The following is a 16180-nucleotide window of genomic DNA, read 5'->3' on the forward strand; positions in this document are numbered from 1 at the left end:
ACCTCCTCGGCCGCCGGCAACGTGCTCGACGCCTCCGACGCGATGGCCCGCAACACCGACGCGCTGCGTGAGGAGATCGACAGGTTCCTGCGCGAGGTCGCGGCGGCCTGATCGCCGGCTGACTGCAAAAAAAAGACCCCGGGTGCCGTGCGGCGTCCGGGGTTTTCGTTTTTTACGCCTGCCGATGCCGACGGGAGAGGACCTACTTGCCGACGAGCAGCACCACGGCGGCGCCCGATCCGTCGCGCAGAAGCACGCGCCCCGGCATGCCGTCGACCTGGACGGCGGCGGGGAAGTAGCGCATGAAGCGGCGCTCGAGGTCGCCGGTCGGACCCTTGCAGTCCATCTTGGTCGCCATCACCCGGTCGGAAACGTCCAGCGTGCGCCCGTGCTGCTCCAGTGTGCCGCGCAGCCGGTTGCAGCCGGCGGAGGCTGCCCACAGGCCGTGCCGGTCGATGGTTACCTCGGTCCGGAGCGTGGTGTCGCCATCAAGATCGACGAGCGCGCCGCCGGGCGTGGCGATGGCGGCGATCCGCCACTCCCCGGTGACCGACGGGCTGTGCTGCTCCGCCGCGGCGGAGCCGCTCGGCGCGGAAAGGGCGAGGAGGATTGCGGCGCTGCTGACAAGTCCTGGCAAGGCGCGAAACATCAGGGTGCGGCTCCCGGGCCGGATGACGTGTGAGGTGATGCGTCGGATCGCATGCATCAGAACGCATGCGGACTCGCGACGCAACCAGGATTGTTTCGATCCGCAATGTGGCCTGAAAGCGGCATTGCCCCTTCGTTCGCAGCATTTTCGTTTGATTGCCCGCGTGCCGCCTCCTACATCTCGGCCATGACAGCAACAAAGCCGATGCCCCGATCATGAGCGCCTCTCGCGGCGGCGATGCGCCGTCCGCAGCATCCGCGGGCATAAAGACCTTGCTGGCGGGCCTCGGTGCGATCCGCGAGGACCGGGTCGAGCTTTTCGCCCCGCGCACCCGCGACGTCGATCCGCTGCCCGTCTGGCGCGACCCGGACAGCGGCGTGATCTTCATCGATGGCCATTACGTCGGCGACGGCACCTATCGCAGCGGCGCCTATCGCGGCGAGGCGAAGCCCCTTGGGGCGGGTGCCGATGCAAGCCCGGAAGACCGCGCCGACAGCCGTCGACGGATGGATGCCTTCCGCCCGCTGGTCGCTGGCCGGCGCATCTGCGATTTCGGCTGCGGCACCGGCGGCTTCCTGCGGCTTGCACAGGGCGAGGCGGCGCGTGCCGTTGGCGTCGAGTTGCAGGAGGATGCGCGCGCCGCGCTTGCCGCGGAGGGAATCGCGACGGGCGAGCGGATCGCCGATCTTTCCGGCCCCTTCGACACGATCTTCCTGTTTCACGTTCTCGAACACCTGCCGGACCCTTTGGCGGTGCTGGCCGGGATCCGCGCCCATCTGGCGCCCGGCGGGCATCTCGTCATCGAGGTGCCCCACGCCCGCGACTTCCTGCTCGACGAGCTCGGCCTCGACGTCTTCGCCCGTTTCACGCTCTGGTCGCAGCATCTGGTACTGCATACGCGCGCGTCGCTGCGTCTGCTGCTTGCGGCCGCGGGCTTCGTCGACATCGATATTTCCGGCGTGCAGCGCTACGGGCTTGCCAATCATCTGACCTGGCTGCGCGAGGGGCGGCCGGGCGGGCATCGCGGCCCGCTCGCCACGCTGGAGACGCCGGCGCTTCGCGACGCCTATGAGCATGCGCTTGACCAGCGCGACGCCACCGACACACTCATCGCCACGGCCCGGCTGCCATGACCGGCGATCCGCGCGACGATCACGACAAGGAACGCAGAATGTCCAACCGTCAGCTTGACCGTTTTATCGGTGGCTCGCCCGGCGCCGTCATCTTGAAGCTTGTATTCCTGTCCTTCGTCGTCGGCGTGCTGATGTCGGCGCTTGATCTCAATCCGCTCGATATCTTCGACGGGGTGGTGGCCTTCTTCGAACGCCTGTGGAACATGGGCTTTGAGGCGCTCGGCCGGCTCGGCGGCTACTTCCTGCTTGGCGCGGTCGTCGTCATTCCCGTCTGGGTGGTGCTGCGCCTGCTCAACATGGGGCGTGGCTGAGGCCCTGCCTCAGGCGAAGGCCGCCGCCGTCCGGAAGAGCCCGGCGTGGCGGCGCGCCAGCCTGTCGATGTCGGCGAGATAGCCGCCCCCCATCACGCCGGCGAGTGGCAGCCCCGCCGCCCGCACGGTGCCGATGACATGGGCATCGCGCGCGGCAAGACCGGCGTCGCTCAGCGACAGCCGGCCGAGCCTGTCCTCCGCATGCGGGTCGACGCCGGCGTTGTAGAAGACGATGTCGGGGCGGAACGCGGCGAGCGCGGCATCGAGACCGTCGCGCAGCGCCTCCATGTAGGCCGCATCGCCGGTGTCGTCTTCCAGCGCGATGTCGAGCGATGAGGGCACCTTGCGCACCGGGTAGTTCTGCCGGCCGTGCAGGGAGAGCGTGAAGACACGCTCCTCGCCGGTGAAGATCTCCGCGGTTCCGTCGCCCTGGTGCACGTCGAGGTCGACCACCATCGCCCGCTCGATCGCCCCGTCGGCGATGAGCACGCGGATCGCCACCGCCACGTCGTTGAAGACGCAGAAGCCCGCGCCATGGGCCCGGCGTGCGTGGTGGCTGCCGCCGGCGGTGTTGCAGGCGATGCCGCGCTCCAGCGCGAGCGTCGCCGTCAGCACGGTTCCCGCTGTCGCGCAGCGCGCGCGCAGGCCGACAGCCTCGCTCATCGGCAAGCCGATCTCGCGGGCAATCGCCACGGGCACCTGCGCTGCGAGCACCTGATCGACATAGGTCTGGTCGTGCGCCAGCCCGAGCCACGCGGCCGGCGCCGGCGCGGGCTGGTGAAACCCTCCCGGCACCACGAGGTCCTCCTCGACAAGCACCTCTGCCACCCGGCGGAACTTGTTCATCGGAAAACGGTGATTGCTCGGGATCTCGGCGCAATAGGCGGGGTGATGGACAATGGCAAGCGACATGGCGTTCCGCGCTGGAAAGGGCGCTCCACGATAGGGCGAAACGGCCCCATGCGCGAGAGCAGGTCCTGTCCCTCTACGCAAACCGCCCCCCGGCGGATCGCCGGGGGGCGGGCGCCCGCATCTGTGGTGGCTGCGGCATGCGGGGGGGGGCGTGAAGCGCTCCCCGTATGCCGGTTCGCCCTGCCTCAGGCGGCCTCGCTGGCCTTTTCGGGCGGGAAGCGCTGGTAGAAGCGCTGGTCGGTGCGGGCCATCTCCTTCAGCAGCGCATTGGGCGCGAAACGGTCGCCATGCGCCTTTGCGAAGCGCTCGCACAGGGCGACGAAGGCCTTGCTGCCCATGCCGTCGATGTAGGAGAGCGTACCGCCGGTGAAGGGCGCGAAGCCGAAGCCCAGGATCGAGCCGACATCGGCCTCGCGCACGTCGCTCAGGCAGCCTTCCTCGAAGATCCGCGCCGTCTCCAGCGCCTGCATGACGAGAAGCCGCTGCTTGAGGTCGGCGACGTCGAAGTCCTCCGCCGGCTTCGGCTGGCCGGTAACCTCGGGGATGCCCGGCCACAGCGCCTTGTCGCGGCCCTGATAGTCGTAGAAGCCCTTGCCGTTCTTGCGCCCGAAGCGCTCGCGCTTGACGACCATGTCCTCGAGAATCGCGTCGAGCGGGCCGGCCTGGTAGGCCGCGCCCATGTCCTTGCGCGTTGCCGAGACGATCTTCCACGCAAGGTCGAGCGCCACCTCGTCGCCCAGCGACAGCGGCCCAACGGGCATTCCCGCCATCTTTCCGCAGGTCTCGATCATCGCTGCCGGCACTCCGTCGGCCAGCATCATCAGCCCCTCGCGAATGTAGGTCATGACGACGCGCGAGGTGTAGAAGCCACGGCTGTCATTGACGACGATGGGCGTCTTCTTGATGGCGCGGATGAAGTCGAGGGCCGTCGCCAGCGCCGCATCGCCGGTCTGCTTGCCCATGATCACCTCGACCAGCATCATCTTGTCGACGGGCGAGAAGAAGTGGATGCCAATGAAATCCGCCGGCCGCCTGGAGGCTTCGGCCAGCGAGGTGATCGGCAGGGTCGACGTGTTGGAGGCATAGATCGCGCCGGGCTTCATTGCCGCTTCCGCCTGCTCCGTCACCGCGCGCTTCACCTCGCGGTCCTCGAACACCGCCTCGATGACGAGATCGCAGTCGCCCAGAAGCGCATAGTCGGTGGTGGCGGTGATCCGCGAGAGCAGCGCTTCCTTGTCCTCGGCGCGCGCCTTGCCGCGCTTGATTGCCTTGGTCATCAACTCGTCGGAATGGGCCTTGCCCTTGTCGGCGGCTGCCTGCTCGCGGTCGATCAGCACCACCTCGATGCCGGCCCGGGCGCTGACATAGGCGATGCCGGCGCCCATGAAGCCGGCGCCGAGCACGCCGAGCTTCGCGATCCGTCGCTCCGGCTGGGCCGCCGGCCGCCGCGCGCCCTTGTTCAGCTCCTGCATGGAGACGAAGAGCGAGCGGATCATCGCCGCCGCCTCCGGGCTTTGCAGCACATGGGCGAAGTAGCGGCTTTCCACCGTCAGCGCCTGGTCCATGGGAAGCTGAAGCCCCTCGTAGACCGACTGCAGCAGCGCGCGCGCGCCAGGATAGTTGTCATGGGTCTCGCGCCGGTAGATGGCGGTTGCCGCCGGCCAGAACTGGAAGCCGGCCGGCGACTGGATCGCGCCGCCGGGCAGCCTGAAGCCCTTCTTGTCCCAGGGCTTCACCGGGTCGACACCGGCGCTCAGCAGCGCGCGCGCCGCCGCGACCAGCCCGTCCGCCGGTGCGGTGGCGTCGATGAGCTTCATCGCCTTCGCCTTGGCGGCGTCCAGCGTCTTGCCCTGCAGCAGGAACTGCAAGCCCTGCTGCGGGTCGCACATGCGCATGACGCGCTGGGTGCCGCCGGCGCCGGGGAAGAGGCCGACCTTGACCTCCGGCAGCGCCATCTTGAACGCATCGCCCTCGGCCGCGATCCGTGCGTGGCAGGCAAGCGCCAGTTCGGTGCCGCCGCCCATCGTGGTGCCGCTCAGCGCCGCGACGAAGGGCTTTCCGCAGGTTTCGAGCTTGCGATAGATGAGCGACAGCCGGCGCGACCCTTCGAAGAGCGTGCGCGTGGCCGCCTCCGCATCGCCGGTGTGCGCCTTGCGGAAGTCGCGCAACAGCCCTTCCAGCATGGTCAGGTCGGCGCCGCCGGTGAAGGTCGCCTTGCCGGACGTGATGATCGCGCCGGTCACCGCGTCGTCGGCGGCAACCTGATCAATGATCCGTTCGAGTTCATCCATCACGGACATGTCGATGACGTTCATCGACTTTTCCGGCATGTCCCAGGTGATGAGCGCGATGCCGTCGGTCGTCTCAAGGGTGAAGTTGGTGTAAGCCATTGTCGTTCCTCCGCCCGTTTCCTCAGATGCGCTCGATGATCGTCGCGGTGCCCATGCCCGCGCCGATGCACAGCGTCACCAGCGCGGTGTTGAGGTCGCGCCGTTCCATCTCGTCGAGAGCCGTCCCCAGGATCATCGCGCCTGTCGCCCCCAGCGGGTGGCCCATGGCGATGGCGCCGCCGTTGACGTTGACCATCGCCGGGTCGAGATCGAACGCCTGCATGAAGCGCAGCACGACAGACGAGAATGCCTCGTTGATCTCGATGAGGTCGATGTCGGCCAGCGACATGCCGGAGCGAGCCAGCAGCTTGTTGGTGACATCCACCGGCCCGGTCAGCATCAAGGCCGGGTCTGAGCCGATGTTGGCGAAGGCGCGGATGCGCGCGCGTGGACGCAGGCCCGCGGCCTTGCCGGCCTCGCGCGAGCCGATCAGCACGGCGGCCGCGCCATCGACGATGCCCGAGGAGTTGCCCGCGTGGTGGACGTGGCGCACCGCCTCCACCTCCGGGTGGGCCTGGATCGCAACCGCGTCGAAGCCTCCCATCTGCCCCATGATCTCGAACGCGGCGGCAAGACCGGCGAGCGACTGCATGTCGGTCTCGGGGCGCATGTGCTCGTCCCGGTCGAGGATGACCAGCCCGTTGATGTCGCGAACCGGCACGACGGACTTGTCGAAATAGCCCTTCGCCCAGGCGTTCGCCGCCCGCTTCTGGCTTTCCACCGCATAGGCGTCGACGTCGTCGCGGGTGAAGCCGTATTTGGTGGCGATGAGATCGGCCGAGACACCCTGCGGCATGAAGTAGGAGGGCAGCGCCACCGCCGGATCGACCGGCCAGGCCCCGCCCGAGGAGCCGATGCCGAGGCGGCTCATCGATTCCGCGCCACCGCCGACAACGAGCGCGTGCTGGCCGCTCATCACCTGCGCGGCGGCGAAATTCACGGCGTCGAGGCCGGAGGCGCAGAAGCGGTTGATCTGCACGCCTGGCACCTTCGCCTCGTAGCCGGCGGCGAAGACGGCGGCGCGGGCGATGTCGCCGCCTGCCTCGCCGACCGGGTCGACGCAGCCGAGGATCACGTCCTCGACCAGGCTGGTGTCGAAGTCGTTGCGCGCCTTGAGCGCCTTGAGCGGCTCGGCGGCGAGCCCGACGGCGGTCACCTCATGCAGCGCGCCGTCCTTCTTTCCGCGTCCGCGCGGGGTGCGGACGTGATCGTAGATCAGTGCCTCGGCCATGCGTGTCTCTCCCTGAACATCGTTTCTTGAGGCGATCCGCGCCGGGCGACACCGCGCGGACCGCGCCGCCGCGCGGGCGGCCGCAAGGATGGGCGGAGGCCTCAGAAGGTCTCTGCCTGAAGCTCCATCACCGTGTCCGCGCCGGCGGAAACCCTGGCCAGTCGCAGCGCCGTCTCCGGCATGTGCCGCTCCATGAAGTGGCGCGCCAGCGTCAGCTTCGTCTTGTAGAAGGTGGCGTCGCCGTCGCCGGCCGCAAGGGCGGCATGGGCGGCCTTGGCCATCCGCGCCCACATGAAGCCAAGCGCGACGGTGCCGAACAGGTGCATGTAGTCGGTCGAGCCGGCACCCGCGTTGTCGGGCTTCGCCAGCGCGTTGTTCATGAACCACATGGTCGCCTTCTGCAGGTCGTCCGCACCGGCCTTGAGCGCGGCGAGCAGGGGGGCGAGGTTTTCGTCGCCGCCATTTTCCTGAAGGAAAGTGCCGATCTCGTTGAAGAAGCTCATCACCGCCCGGCCGCCGTCGCGCGGAAGCTTGCGGCCGACCAGATCGAGCGCCTGGATGCCGTTGGCGCCCTCGTAGATCATGGTGATACGGGCGTCGCGCACGAACTGCGACATGCCCCATTCCTCGATATAGCCGTGGCCGCCGAACATCTGCTGGGCGGCGACCGCGTTGTCGAAGCCGAGGTCGGTGAAGACACCCTTGATGACCGGGGTCATCAGGCCCATGTGGTCGTCCGCCGCCTGGGCCGTCTTCTTGTCGGTGCTGCGGTGGGAAACGTCGGAGCGTAGCGCCGTCCACAGGATCAGCGCCCGGGCCGCCTCGTTGAAGGCACGGATCGACATCAGCGTCCGGCGCACATCCGGATGGACGATGATCGGATCGGCCGGCCCGTCGGGGTTCTTGGGGCCGGAAAGCGCGCGGCCCTGCAGCCGGTCGCGGGCGTAGGCGGCGGCGTTCTGATAGGCCACTTCCGACTGGGAGAGGCCCTGCACGCCGACGGCGAGCCGGGCTTCGTTCATCATCACGAACATGGCGTTGAGGCCACGGTTCTCCTCGCCGATCAGCCAGCCGGTCGCCCCGTCGTAGTTCATGACGCAGGTGGCGTTGCCGTGGATGCCCATCTTTTCTTCCAGCGCGCCGCAGGAGACCGCGTTGCGCGTGCCCGCCTCGCCCGCGTCGTCGGGAAGGAACTTCGGCACCACGAAGAGCGAGATGCCCTTGGTGCCCTCCGGCGCGCCCTCGATGCGGGCAAGCACCAGATGGACGATGTTGTCGGTGAGATCATGCTCGCCGGCGGAAATGAAGATCTTCTGACCCGTGATCTTGTAGCTGCCGTCGCCCTGCGGCACCGCGCGCGACTTGATCAGCCCGAGATCGGTGCCGCAATGCGGCTCCGTCAGGTTCATGGTGCCCGACCAGTGGCCGCTCGCCAGTTTCGGCAGGTAGAGCGCCTTCTGCTCCGGCGAGCCATGCACCGCGATCGCCGCGGCGGCTCCCTGCGAAAGGCCCGGATACATGCCCCAGGCGAGGTTCGCGCCGGAGATGAACTCCTGGACGATGGTGTTCAGCGTCGTCGGCAGGCCCTGGCCGCCATAGGCCTCGGGCATCGACAGCGCGATCCAGCCGTTGTCGCGATAGGTCGCATAGGCGTCGCGGAAGCCCTTCGGGGTGGTGACGGAGCCGTCGGCACCGCGCTTGCAGCCTTCCTTGTCCCCGGTGGCGTTGAGGGGCGAAAGCTCCTCCTCGCAGAAGCGCGCCGCCTCGCCGAGGATCGCCTCGACGATATCGGGGGTCGCGTCGCCGAAGCCCGGCAGGTCGGCGTGGGCGTCGTAGTCGAGAACCTGGTTGAGCAGGAAAAGCACGTCCTGGACAGGCGCGGAATAGCTCGGCATGCAATCGTCCTCCCGGTCTTGGCCGCCGCTCGCCGGCAATCGATCAGGTCGCAAGCGAACGGTCTTGAGCTTACGTTTCCGTAAACGTCACCTTGCGACCATCTATAGGGTCTCGCTGCCGCGTCGGCAAGAGGCAAGGGCGCATCCGCGCAGGCACCTCGGCGCGTATCGACCGGCTGGCAGGTTCGGCTCCCTACGCGGCAAGATTGCGTCGCAGCGTGACAGAATTTCGAAAATTGACGCGACGAATTGTCCGCTTTGCAGCCGTTCTCCGCAAGGGTGACGGCTGGCAGGGAGCGAGCGGGAAGGGGGGCGTCGATGCAGAATGCACGCGGCAGCGCTGCCTGGCCGGCGGTAGCGGGAGGCGGGGATAGCGCGCGTCGTGCGGAAACGAAGGCGGCGCCTTATTCGGCGCCGTCGGCTTCTTTTTCCTTCAGCATTCCCGAGACGATCTCGACGGTTCGGCCGAGTTCCTCGACCGCTTGGTCGATGTCCCGGCGCTGCTGCACGAGAATGTCGATTTGGCCCTGGAAGCGGGATAGGGCGACCCGCAGTTGGGTCACCTGGCCGTCGCGCAGGTCATAGAGATCCAGCATGTCGCGGATTTCCGACAGCGAGAAGCCGACGCGCTTGCCCATCAGAACCAGTTTGAGCCTGGCCCGGTCACGGCGCGTATAGACCCGGTTCATCCCGTCCCGTCGCGGGTTGATCAGCCCCTTGTCTTCGTAGAAGCGCAGGGTTCTAAGGGTTACGCCAAATTCTTTCGCGAGGTCGCCAATCGTGAAAAGCGTCTTTTTCGTCGACTCGTCTTTCGCCGCGACAGCTTCAACGATGTCGTTGTTTACCGAAAGCGCTTCACTCATGATCTGGAACCTTCGATGTCTGTCCGGGTGCCGAAAATATCGCGGACTGGTGCGATGTCTGACCACTGCGCGAGAGCCATCGACATACATTCCGTGAAGGTAAGCGTCAAGACGAGCCTCGGTGAGCCTCGATGCGCGCGCCACTCTCACGGATGCCGGCCGACTTGTCCCCGCCGTGTCGCGCGGGCCGCCGCCTGCGCGCGATTCACCGCAGGCCGGTGGAAACCGGGGCCCGTTACCTTTGCTTAACCATAAGAAATCGGCGCTTAACCGGCTGTTTACCATAAGTCGCGACAGTCAGGACAACATCGACCGGATCGTGCGTAGCCGTTTGCGGCCGGAAGACCAAGGGAACGCGAGGCGCCTTCCGGCGCGCCCATCTGGGAAGAGGCAAGAAATGTCCTGGAACGTGCGCAATCGCACTTCACGCGGCGGAGCTTCCGAACGGGGGCAGGGTCCGGTTCACGACCACGATCTCCCCGTCGGAGAGGATGGCTGGTACGCGCCGCAGAACCGCGCCCCGGCATGGGACCGGCCGCCGCAGGATGCCGGCCGTCACTGGTCTGGCCATCCCGAGGACATCGCTCGCGATCGCTACGAGGATCATGGCGGCGCGCGCTCGGAGCGGGCCCGCGCCCGCGCCCAGCTCGACGATGTTGCCGACGCGCTCGGCCGGCTGATGGACCGGCCGGACGACACCCGCGCTGCCCCGGACACGACCTTTCACGCCGATCCCTATGCCCGTCCGGCCGAGCCGGGCCCGAACCGGCAGGCCCGCCGTGCGGCTGCCGCGCGCGGCCGTGGCGACCGTCGCCCCGCCGCTGCCTCCGGCGTGCCGCCAATGTCCGCCCAGCAGGGCGCGCGTCCGTCGGGCGATGCACGCACCAGCCGCATCGAGGCGGTGCTTTCGGCGCTCGACCGGCTCGACCGCCGCGTCGAGGATCTGTCGGGTGCCGCTCCCGCCGCCCGTGTCGCCGCAGAAACGCAAGAGGGCTATTACGCACCGCGCCCGCGTGCCGCGACCTCCGGACGCGGCGCGGCAACCGCTGCCGCCTATGCCCGCGAGGCCGCGCCGCGTTACGATGAGCGCGCCGCGCCGGCGACCGATGATTACGACACCGGCTTCGACTACGAGGAAGCGCGTCTCGACGCCCGCTTCGAGGAACGCGCAGCCGCTCCGGCCGACGACCTGCGCCCGCTCATTCAGGACCTGGCCCGCCGGATCGACGGCGCCAACGGCCCGCGCGACGCCCAGCTTTCGACGCTGCGCCGCGAGATCGCCGACCTGCGCGCCGCCCTTTCCGAGGGGCTGCGCGCCGAACGCGCCCGCCCGGCCGGCCGCGATGCCTCGGAAATGCGCCGGCTTTCGGAGACCGTGGAACGCCTGCGCGCCGACCGTGGCGACATGCGTCTCCTGCAGGACATGCGCGCCGAAATCGCCGATCTGCGCAAGACCATCGGCCAGTCCAACGTCGAAGGCATGCTGCAGTCGCTCGAAAGCGGCTACGCCCATCTGGTGCAGCGTCTCGACGAGGTCGCCCGGGCCCGCGTCGAGCCGCGCCTGGTCGACGAGCTCACCGGCCGTCTCGCCGACATCGAGAGCGCGTTCCGCATCGTGCCGCGTGCCGACCAGATCGTCGCCCTGGACGACCGGGTCTCCGACATCGGCCACCGGGTCGAGGAACTTGTCCGCCGTAACCCGGGCGAGGACATGGTGGCGCTGCGCGCCGAAATCCGCGCCGTTCGTGATCTGGTCGAGCGCATCGACGTGCAGGATCTCCTCGGCGGGATCGAGGCGAGCATCACGTCCCTGTCCTATCGTTTCGACGCCATCGACCGGCTTTGCGAGGACCAGCGCCATCTTGCCGACCGGCTGTCGGCCATCGAGGAGCGGGTGCCGGAAAGCGGCGCTGTCGAACGGCTCAACGATCGGCTGGGCGAGATCACCTCGATGCTCGCCGATGACCGCGCCGCCCGCGCCTCCGCGCCGGAGATCGATGAGCGCCTCGGCGAGATCGCCGGCCGGCTGAAGCGCATCGAGAGCGCACGGCAGATGCCGCCGAGCTACGATGCCGCCTTCACGCTGCTGGAGAAGCGTCTCGCCGCCATCGACGGCAAGATCGACGCGCTCGACCGCCCGGAAAGCCTTACGCTGCATGGCGAAGGGGCGAGCGGCTCTATCGAGCTCGACCTGATTTCCCGGCTCGAGGCCGGCATTGCCCAGCTCAACGAGCGCTTCGAGAGCGCCCCCGCCGCGACCGGCGAGCCGGCCGACCTCGGGGCGCTGCACCGCGAGGTTGCGGCCCTGCGCGACAGCGTGTCGGGTGCCGGCGTCAGCGCCGATCTGGAAGCGCGCCTGCGCGATCTCGCAGATGCGGCGAGCCGTGGCGCGGGCAGTTCCGACGTCGCTGTTCTCGCGCAGGTCGAGGACAAGATCGCTTCGCTCGCCGCCAAGCTCGACGCCGCCGAGGCCGGGTTCTCGCGGCTTGGCGATCTGGGACAGGCCGGCGGCGATGCCACGATTGCCGCGGCGCTGCGCGACGATCTTCACCGCCTGATGGACGCCGCGACCAGCTCCGAGCAGCGCAGCCGCGAGGCGATGGACAGCGTCCAGGGCGTTCTCTCCTCCATCAACGCCCGCCTGCAGGCGCTGGAAATCGACGGCTACGGCTCCGACAACCCGGTTTCCGAGGTCGAGGACAACCGTCCGCTCGAGCCCGGCTCCGGCGTTCCGCCGCGCCGCCGCCAGCAGGATGCGGCCGCTCAGGCTCCTTCCAGGCAGATCCCGATGCCGGGTCGCCCTGCAGCACCGGCGCAGGACAAGCGTCCGGCACGCAAGGTCAGGGCCCCGGGCGAGGTCGACGGCATCCAGTCGGCGTTGAGCGCGACCGCGGCGGCCGCCTCGGCCGCGGCTGCGAGCGGGCAGCCCCAGGCGCTGCGCGACCGCAAGGCCGATTTCATTGCCGCCGCCCGCCGCGCCGCGCAGGCCGCGAGCGAGGAAGCCGAGACCCGCAAGGGCGCGCTCGCCTTCCTGAGCTCCGCCGCGAAGGAGGGCGAGGAGGCCGAGACCGGTTCGGCCGCTGGCTGGCTTCGCTCGCGTCTGCCGGGCCGGCGCCGCAAGGTCGCCGCCGCCGAGACGGACGCGCGGGCCGAGGCCGATGCCGCTCAGGTCGAGTTGCAGAACGGTGACCGCCGCGAGGGCGGGCGTCGCGCTGGCCGTGGCAAGAACGCCAAGGCGCCCGAGGTGCGTGCGGCCAAGGGGCCGCAGGTCGTCGACGTGCCGGAGATCGAGGCCCCGGCCCGCGAGGGCGAGGCTGAAGTTGCCGCCGCCGGCGCGCGCGGCATGTTCTCCCCCGGCGGGCGTCGCGCGGTGCTGCTGGCTGCCGCCGCCGTCGTGATCGCGCTCGGTGCATTGCAGATCTTCAAGCAGGTTTCTCCGGCAGGCGACGGCATTGCCGCGCTTGAGACGCCGCCCGTTGTCGCGGGCACGGTCGAGACCCAGACCCAGACCCAGACCGCGCAGGCCGAAAAGGCGCCGGCCGGTACCGGGACACAGTCCGCGCGCACCACCTCGCAGGTCGCCGAAGCGGGCGGGCAGGCGATGCCTCAGGCCGCCCGCACGGGTGGCGAGGCAAGGCCCCCGGCAGCCGGCGTGTCTGGTGGCCCGGAGATCGCCGGGACGGCCCGAACACAGCCCCGCGCCCCTGCGTCCGGCGATTTCGCAGCCGGGTCTCCGGAACGCCCGGCTCCGGTCGACACGGCGCGTTCCGCGCCGGCCGGCAACGGCGAGGCCGCGGTCGCCTTCGCTCCGCCCTCCATTTCCGGCAGTGGCTTCTCGGCCCGGCCCGACAGCATTCCCGCGCCGCAGTTCTCCCGCACGCCTTCCGCGACCGCCACGGTCGCCGAGACCGAAGCTGCGCCGAAGGCTGAGGACAGCGGTCCGCGCAAGCCGGTGCCCGCAGGGGCGCTTGCCGCGATCCCGCAGGACGCCGGGCCGATTGCCCTGCGCGAGGCTGCGGCCTCCGGCAATCCGGCCGCCTTCTTTGCCATTGCCGTGCGCTACACCGAGGGCACGGGCGTAACCCCGGACCTCGCGGCGGCGGCGCGCTACTACGAAAAAGCCGCCGATGCCGGGCTGGCGCCGGCCCAGTACCGCCTCGGCAGCCTCTACGAGAAGGGGCGCGGCGTCGAAAAGAACCTGGAGATGGCGCGCGACTGGTATCTGCGCGCTGCCGAGAAGGGCAATGCCAAGGCGGCGCACAATCTCGCCGTTCTCTATGCCGAGGGTCTGTCCGGCACGCCGGAATTCCGCGATGCGGCTTACTGGTTCAAGAAGGCGGCCGAGTTCGGCCTTGCCGACAGCCAGTACAATCTCGGGATCCTCTATGCCCGCGGCCTCGGCCTCGAGAAGAACCTGGTGGAGAGCTACAAGTGGTTCTCGCTGGCCGCCAAGCAGGGCGACCGGGAGGCCGGCAACAAGCGCGACGAAGTCGCCAACATGCTCTCCGGCGAGACGCTCGCCGAAGCGCGGCTGGCGGCGGAGACCTGGAAGGAGACGCCGCGCCAGGCATCCGCCAACGAGGTCGACATCAAGCCGGCATGGACGACGCCGGCGGAAACCGTCTCGCGTGCCTCCGTCACGGTTGGCCCGCGCGAACTGGTGAAGAACGTGCAGCAGCTTCTCGCTGCCCGCGGTTTCGACCCGGGCGGAGCGGACGGCCAGGTGGGACCGCGCACGCGCGACGCCGTGCGGGCCTATCAGGCGGCGGCAGGGCTTTCGGTGACGGGGGCGATCTCCCGCGAACTGCTCGATTCGCTTTCCGGCCAGTCGATCTGATCGCTGACCGGCAACCGATCGGCAACAATCGGGTGAAGGTTGTCGTCACCACGGGTTTGGTGGCGGGATGCGCATTGACACAGGTTTCCACCCGGCGCTTTATCGAAAGCCGGGAACATCTGGGGGCGGTCGAACCGACGGCCACCCCCGCCAATGAAAGCGGGGTGGCGCGCCACCCGTGAACAACCACGTAGCCGCGTGGCTTTGCGCGGCTCATTCGCCGGTGTGCCGTGCAAATTTACCTGCCCATCGCCGAGTTGCCCGTGAACATGTTCATGATTTTCGGGATGGGCGGGGCCGTGGGGTTCCTGTCGGGGCTGTTCGGCATTGGCGGCGGGTTCCTGCTGACACCTCTCCTGATCTTTTCCGGCATTCCCCCGGCGGTCGCGGTCGCCACGGTAACGAGCCAGGTGGTGGCCTCGTCGACCTCCGGCGTGCTTGCCTATTGGCGGCGAAAGTCCATTGATTTCCGTTTGGCCTCGATGCTGCTCGTCGGCGGCGTCGCCGGCTCGGCAATTGGCGTCTGGCTCTTCGGAATGTTGCAGACGCTGGGCCAGCTCGATCTCGTCATTTCGCTGTCCTACGTTACCTTTCTCAGCGCCATCGGCGGCTTGATGCTGTTTGAATCCGTGCGCGCGATGGCGCGGCGGCGTGGCGGCGCTCGGGTGCCGGTGCGCCAGCCCGGACGGCACAACTGGGTGCACGGCCTGCCGTTCAAGATGCGCTTCTACCAATCGCGCCTCTATGTCAGCGTCATTCCGGTCATCGTGCTGGGTGGAACAATCGGCTTTCTCGGCACGATCCTGGGCATCGGCGGCGGCTTCATGATGGTGCCGGCGCTGATCTACCTGCTGCGGGTGCCGACCAATGTCGTCATCGGCACCTCGCTGCTGCAGATCATGGTGACCATGGCGGCGGCGACCTTCCTGCACGCCGTCTCCAACCAGTCGGTCGACATCGTGCTGGCGCTGACGCTGATGGTGGGCGGCGTCATCGGCGCCCAGTTCGGCGCGCGCATGGGGCAGAAGCTGCGCGGCGACCAGTTGCGCCTGCTGTTGGCGCTGCTGGTGCTGAGCGTCGGCGTGCGCTTTGCCGTCAACCTGCTGATGCGTCCGGAGGAGCTCTATTCGATCTCCGTCGTCGCGGGAGCGATGCCATGAGCGGGCAGGGGCATCCGGCGCGCCGGCTGGCGCTGGGCCTGGCGGTTGTCGCCGGCAGCCTCCTTGCGGCAACAACCGCGCGTGCCGAGAAGCTGATCGCGGCGCTGTCGGCCGACGAAGTGCGCATCCAGTCCAATTTCACCGGAACGACCCTCGTCGTCTTCGGTGAGATCGCCCGCGACGCCGTGACGGTGAGCCGGCCGGAACCCTACGATCTGGCCGTCGTCGTGTCCGGTCCGGAGCAGGTGGTGCGGACAAGGCGCAAGGGCCGGTTCCTCGGCATCTGGGTCAACCGCGATTCCGAGAGCTTCGGGCATGTTCCGAGTTTTCTCGCCGTGCACACGACGCGCGAGCCGCATGAGATGGCCTCTCGCACGCTGCTTGAGCGACATCGCATCGGCCTGCGCAACCTGAATCTGCCGATCATCGGCGAACCCGTCGCGCCGATGGCCGACCGCGCCAACTTCCGCGAGGCCTTCCGTCGCCTGCGCGTGACGAGCGGCCTCTATGCGGAGCGGGTCGATTCCATCGAGTTCCTGAGCGACGACCTGTTCCGCACCACGGTGTGGCTCCCGGCAAACATTCCCGTGGGCGAATACACGGTCAACACCTACCTGCTGCGCGGCGGCGCGCTGCTGGCACAGGCGCAGGAGACGCTGACCATCGGCAAGACCGGTTTCGAGCAGTTTACCTACCGCCTCGCCCACGTCTATGCGGCCGTCTACGGCCTCATCGCGATTGCGCTTGCCGTCTTCACCGGCTGGCTGGCGGGGGTGATTTTCCGGAAGGATTGAAAGGC

The 16180-nt window shown here is 68.7% G+C and carries 11 protein-coding genes; 5 read left to right on the forward strand and 6 right to left on the reverse strand.

What is annotated here, in order from left to right; all coding sequences use genetic code 11:
- Positions 1-202 precede the first annotated feature (202 nt).
- Positions 203-649, reverse strand: a complete 447-nt coding sequence (locus ACN0WF_RS14770) for an META domain-containing protein (RefSeq protein WP_417773539.1) — start codon at positions 647-649, stop codon at positions 203-205.
- A gap of 215 nt (positions 650-864) precedes the next feature.
- On the opposite strand from ACN0WF_RS14770, the gene ACN0WF_RS14775 reads away from it, so the two are divergent.
- Both ACN0WF_RS14775 and ACN0WF_RS14780 read left to right on the forward strand, forming a co-directional pair.
- The gene (locus ACN0WF_RS14775) at positions 865-1782 is read left to right on the forward strand and encodes a class I SAM-dependent methyltransferase (RefSeq protein ID WP_417773540.1); all 918 of its coding nucleotides are present in this window, start codon (positions 865-867) and stop codon (positions 1780-1782) included.
- A gap of 38 nt (positions 1783-1820) precedes the next feature.
- Positions 1821-2093 (forward strand): DUF6460 domain-containing protein, encoded by a 273-nt coding sequence (locus ACN0WF_RS14780; RefSeq protein ID WP_417773541.1) that lies wholly within the window; start codon positions 1821-1823, stop codon positions 2091-2093.
- Positions 2094-2102: 9 nt separating this feature from the next.
- Here ACN0WF_RS14780 and ACN0WF_RS14785 read toward each other — a convergent pair whose 3' ends face one another.
- The 5 genes from ACN0WF_RS14785 to ACN0WF_RS14805 form a co-directional block, all read right to left on the reverse strand.
- Positions 2103-3005 (reverse strand): histone deacetylase, encoded by a 903-nt coding sequence (locus tag ACN0WF_RS14785; protein WP_417773542.1) that lies wholly within the window; start codon positions 3003-3005, stop codon positions 2103-2105.
- Positions 3006-3190: 185 nt separating this feature from the next.
- Entirely contained in the window at positions 3191-5395 is a 2205-nt protein-coding gene (locus ACN0WF_RS14790; protein WP_417773543.1) for a 3-hydroxyacyl-CoA dehydrogenase NAD-binding domain-containing protein, read from the reverse strand.
- A gap of 22 nt (positions 5396-5417) precedes the next feature.
- Entirely contained in the window at positions 5418-6626 is a 1209-nt protein-coding gene (locus ACN0WF_RS14795; RefSeq protein WP_417773544.1) for an acetyl-CoA C-acetyltransferase, read from the reverse strand.
- A gap of 101 nt (positions 6627-6727) precedes the next feature.
- Positions 6728-8521, reverse strand: coding sequence for an acyl-CoA dehydrogenase C-terminal domain-containing protein (locus ACN0WF_RS14800; RefSeq protein WP_417773545.1), 1794 nt, complete (start codon positions 8519-8521; stop codon positions 6728-6730).
- A 404-nt stretch (positions 8522-8925) separates the two neighbouring features.
- Positions 8926-9384, reverse strand: coding sequence for a MerR family transcriptional regulator (locus tag ACN0WF_RS14805; RefSeq protein ID WP_417773546.1), 459 nt, complete (start codon positions 9382-9384; stop codon positions 8926-8928).
- 397 nt (positions 9385-9781) lie between these two features.
- Between ACN0WF_RS14805 and ACN0WF_RS14810 the strand changes: the two genes are divergently transcribed.
- The 3 genes from ACN0WF_RS14810 (at position 9782) to ACN0WF_RS14820 (ending at position 16175) form a co-directional block, all read left to right on the forward strand.
- Positions 9782-14221 carry a peptidoglycan-binding protein gene (locus ACN0WF_RS14810; protein WP_417773547.1) on the forward strand — a complete coding sequence of 1480 codons (4440 nt, stop codon included), beginning with the start codon at positions 9782-9784 and terminating at the stop codon, positions 14219-14221.
- 230 nt (positions 14222-14451) lie between these two features.
- Complete coding sequence (locus ACN0WF_RS14815) at positions 14452-15381, forward strand: sulfite exporter TauE/SafE family protein (protein WP_417773548.1); 930 nt, start codon at positions 14452-14454, stop codon at positions 15379-15381.
- The gene (locus ACN0WF_RS14820; protein ID WP_417773549.1) at positions 15378-16175 is read left to right on the forward strand and encodes a TIGR02186 family protein; all 798 of its coding nucleotides are present in this window, start codon (positions 15378-15380) and stop codon (positions 16173-16175) included. Before ACN0WF_RS14815 ends, ACN0WF_RS14820 begins: the two co-directional genes overlap by 4 nt.
- Positions 16176-16180 lie beyond the last annotated feature (5 nt).

Origin of the sequence: Stappia sp., from assembly GCF_048268045.1 — a bacterium.
In the GTDB taxonomy this organism is placed as follows: Bacteria; Pseudomonadota; Alphaproteobacteria; order Rhizobiales; family Stappiaceae; genus Stappia.

Bases quoted from the DNA above. Each gene is read 5' to 3' on its own strand.
- ACN0WF_RS14770 (WP_417773539.1), bottom strand. From the start codon at position 649: ATGTTTCGCGCCTTGCCAGGACTTGTCAGCAGCGCCGCAATCCTCCTC.
- ACN0WF_RS14775 (WP_417773540.1), top strand. From the start codon at position 865: ATGAGCGCCTCTCGCGGCGGCGATGCGCCGTCCGCAGCATCCGCGGGC.
- ACN0WF_RS14780 (WP_417773541.1), top strand. From the start codon at position 1,821: ATGTCCAACCGTCAGCTTGACCGTTTTATCGGTGGCTCGCCCGGCGCC.
- ACN0WF_RS14785 (WP_417773542.1), bottom strand. From the start codon at position 3,005: ATGTCGCTTGCCATTGTCCATCACCCCGCCTATTGCGCCGAGATCCCG.
- ACN0WF_RS14790 (WP_417773543.1), bottom strand. From the start codon at position 5,395: ATGGCTTACACCAACTTCACCCTTGAGACGACCGACGGCATCGCGCTC.
- ACN0WF_RS14795 (WP_417773544.1), bottom strand. From the start codon at position 6,626: ATGGCCGAGGCACTGATCTACGATCACGTCCGCACCCCGCGCGGACGC.
- ACN0WF_RS14800 (WP_417773545.1), bottom strand. From the start codon at position 8,521: ATGCCGAGCTATTCCGCGCCTGTCCAGGACGTGCTTTTCCTGCTCAAC.
- ACN0WF_RS14805 (WP_417773546.1), bottom strand. From the start codon at position 9,384: ATGAGTGAAGCGCTTTCGGTAAACAACGACATCGTTGAAGCTGTCGCG.
- ACN0WF_RS14810 (WP_417773547.1), top strand. From the start codon at position 9,782: ATGTCCTGGAACGTGCGCAATCGCACTTCACGCGGCGGAGCTTCCGAA.
- ACN0WF_RS14820 (WP_417773549.1), top strand. From the start codon at position 15,378: ATGAGCGGGCAGGGGCATCCGGCGCGCCGGCTGGCGCTGGGCCTGGCG.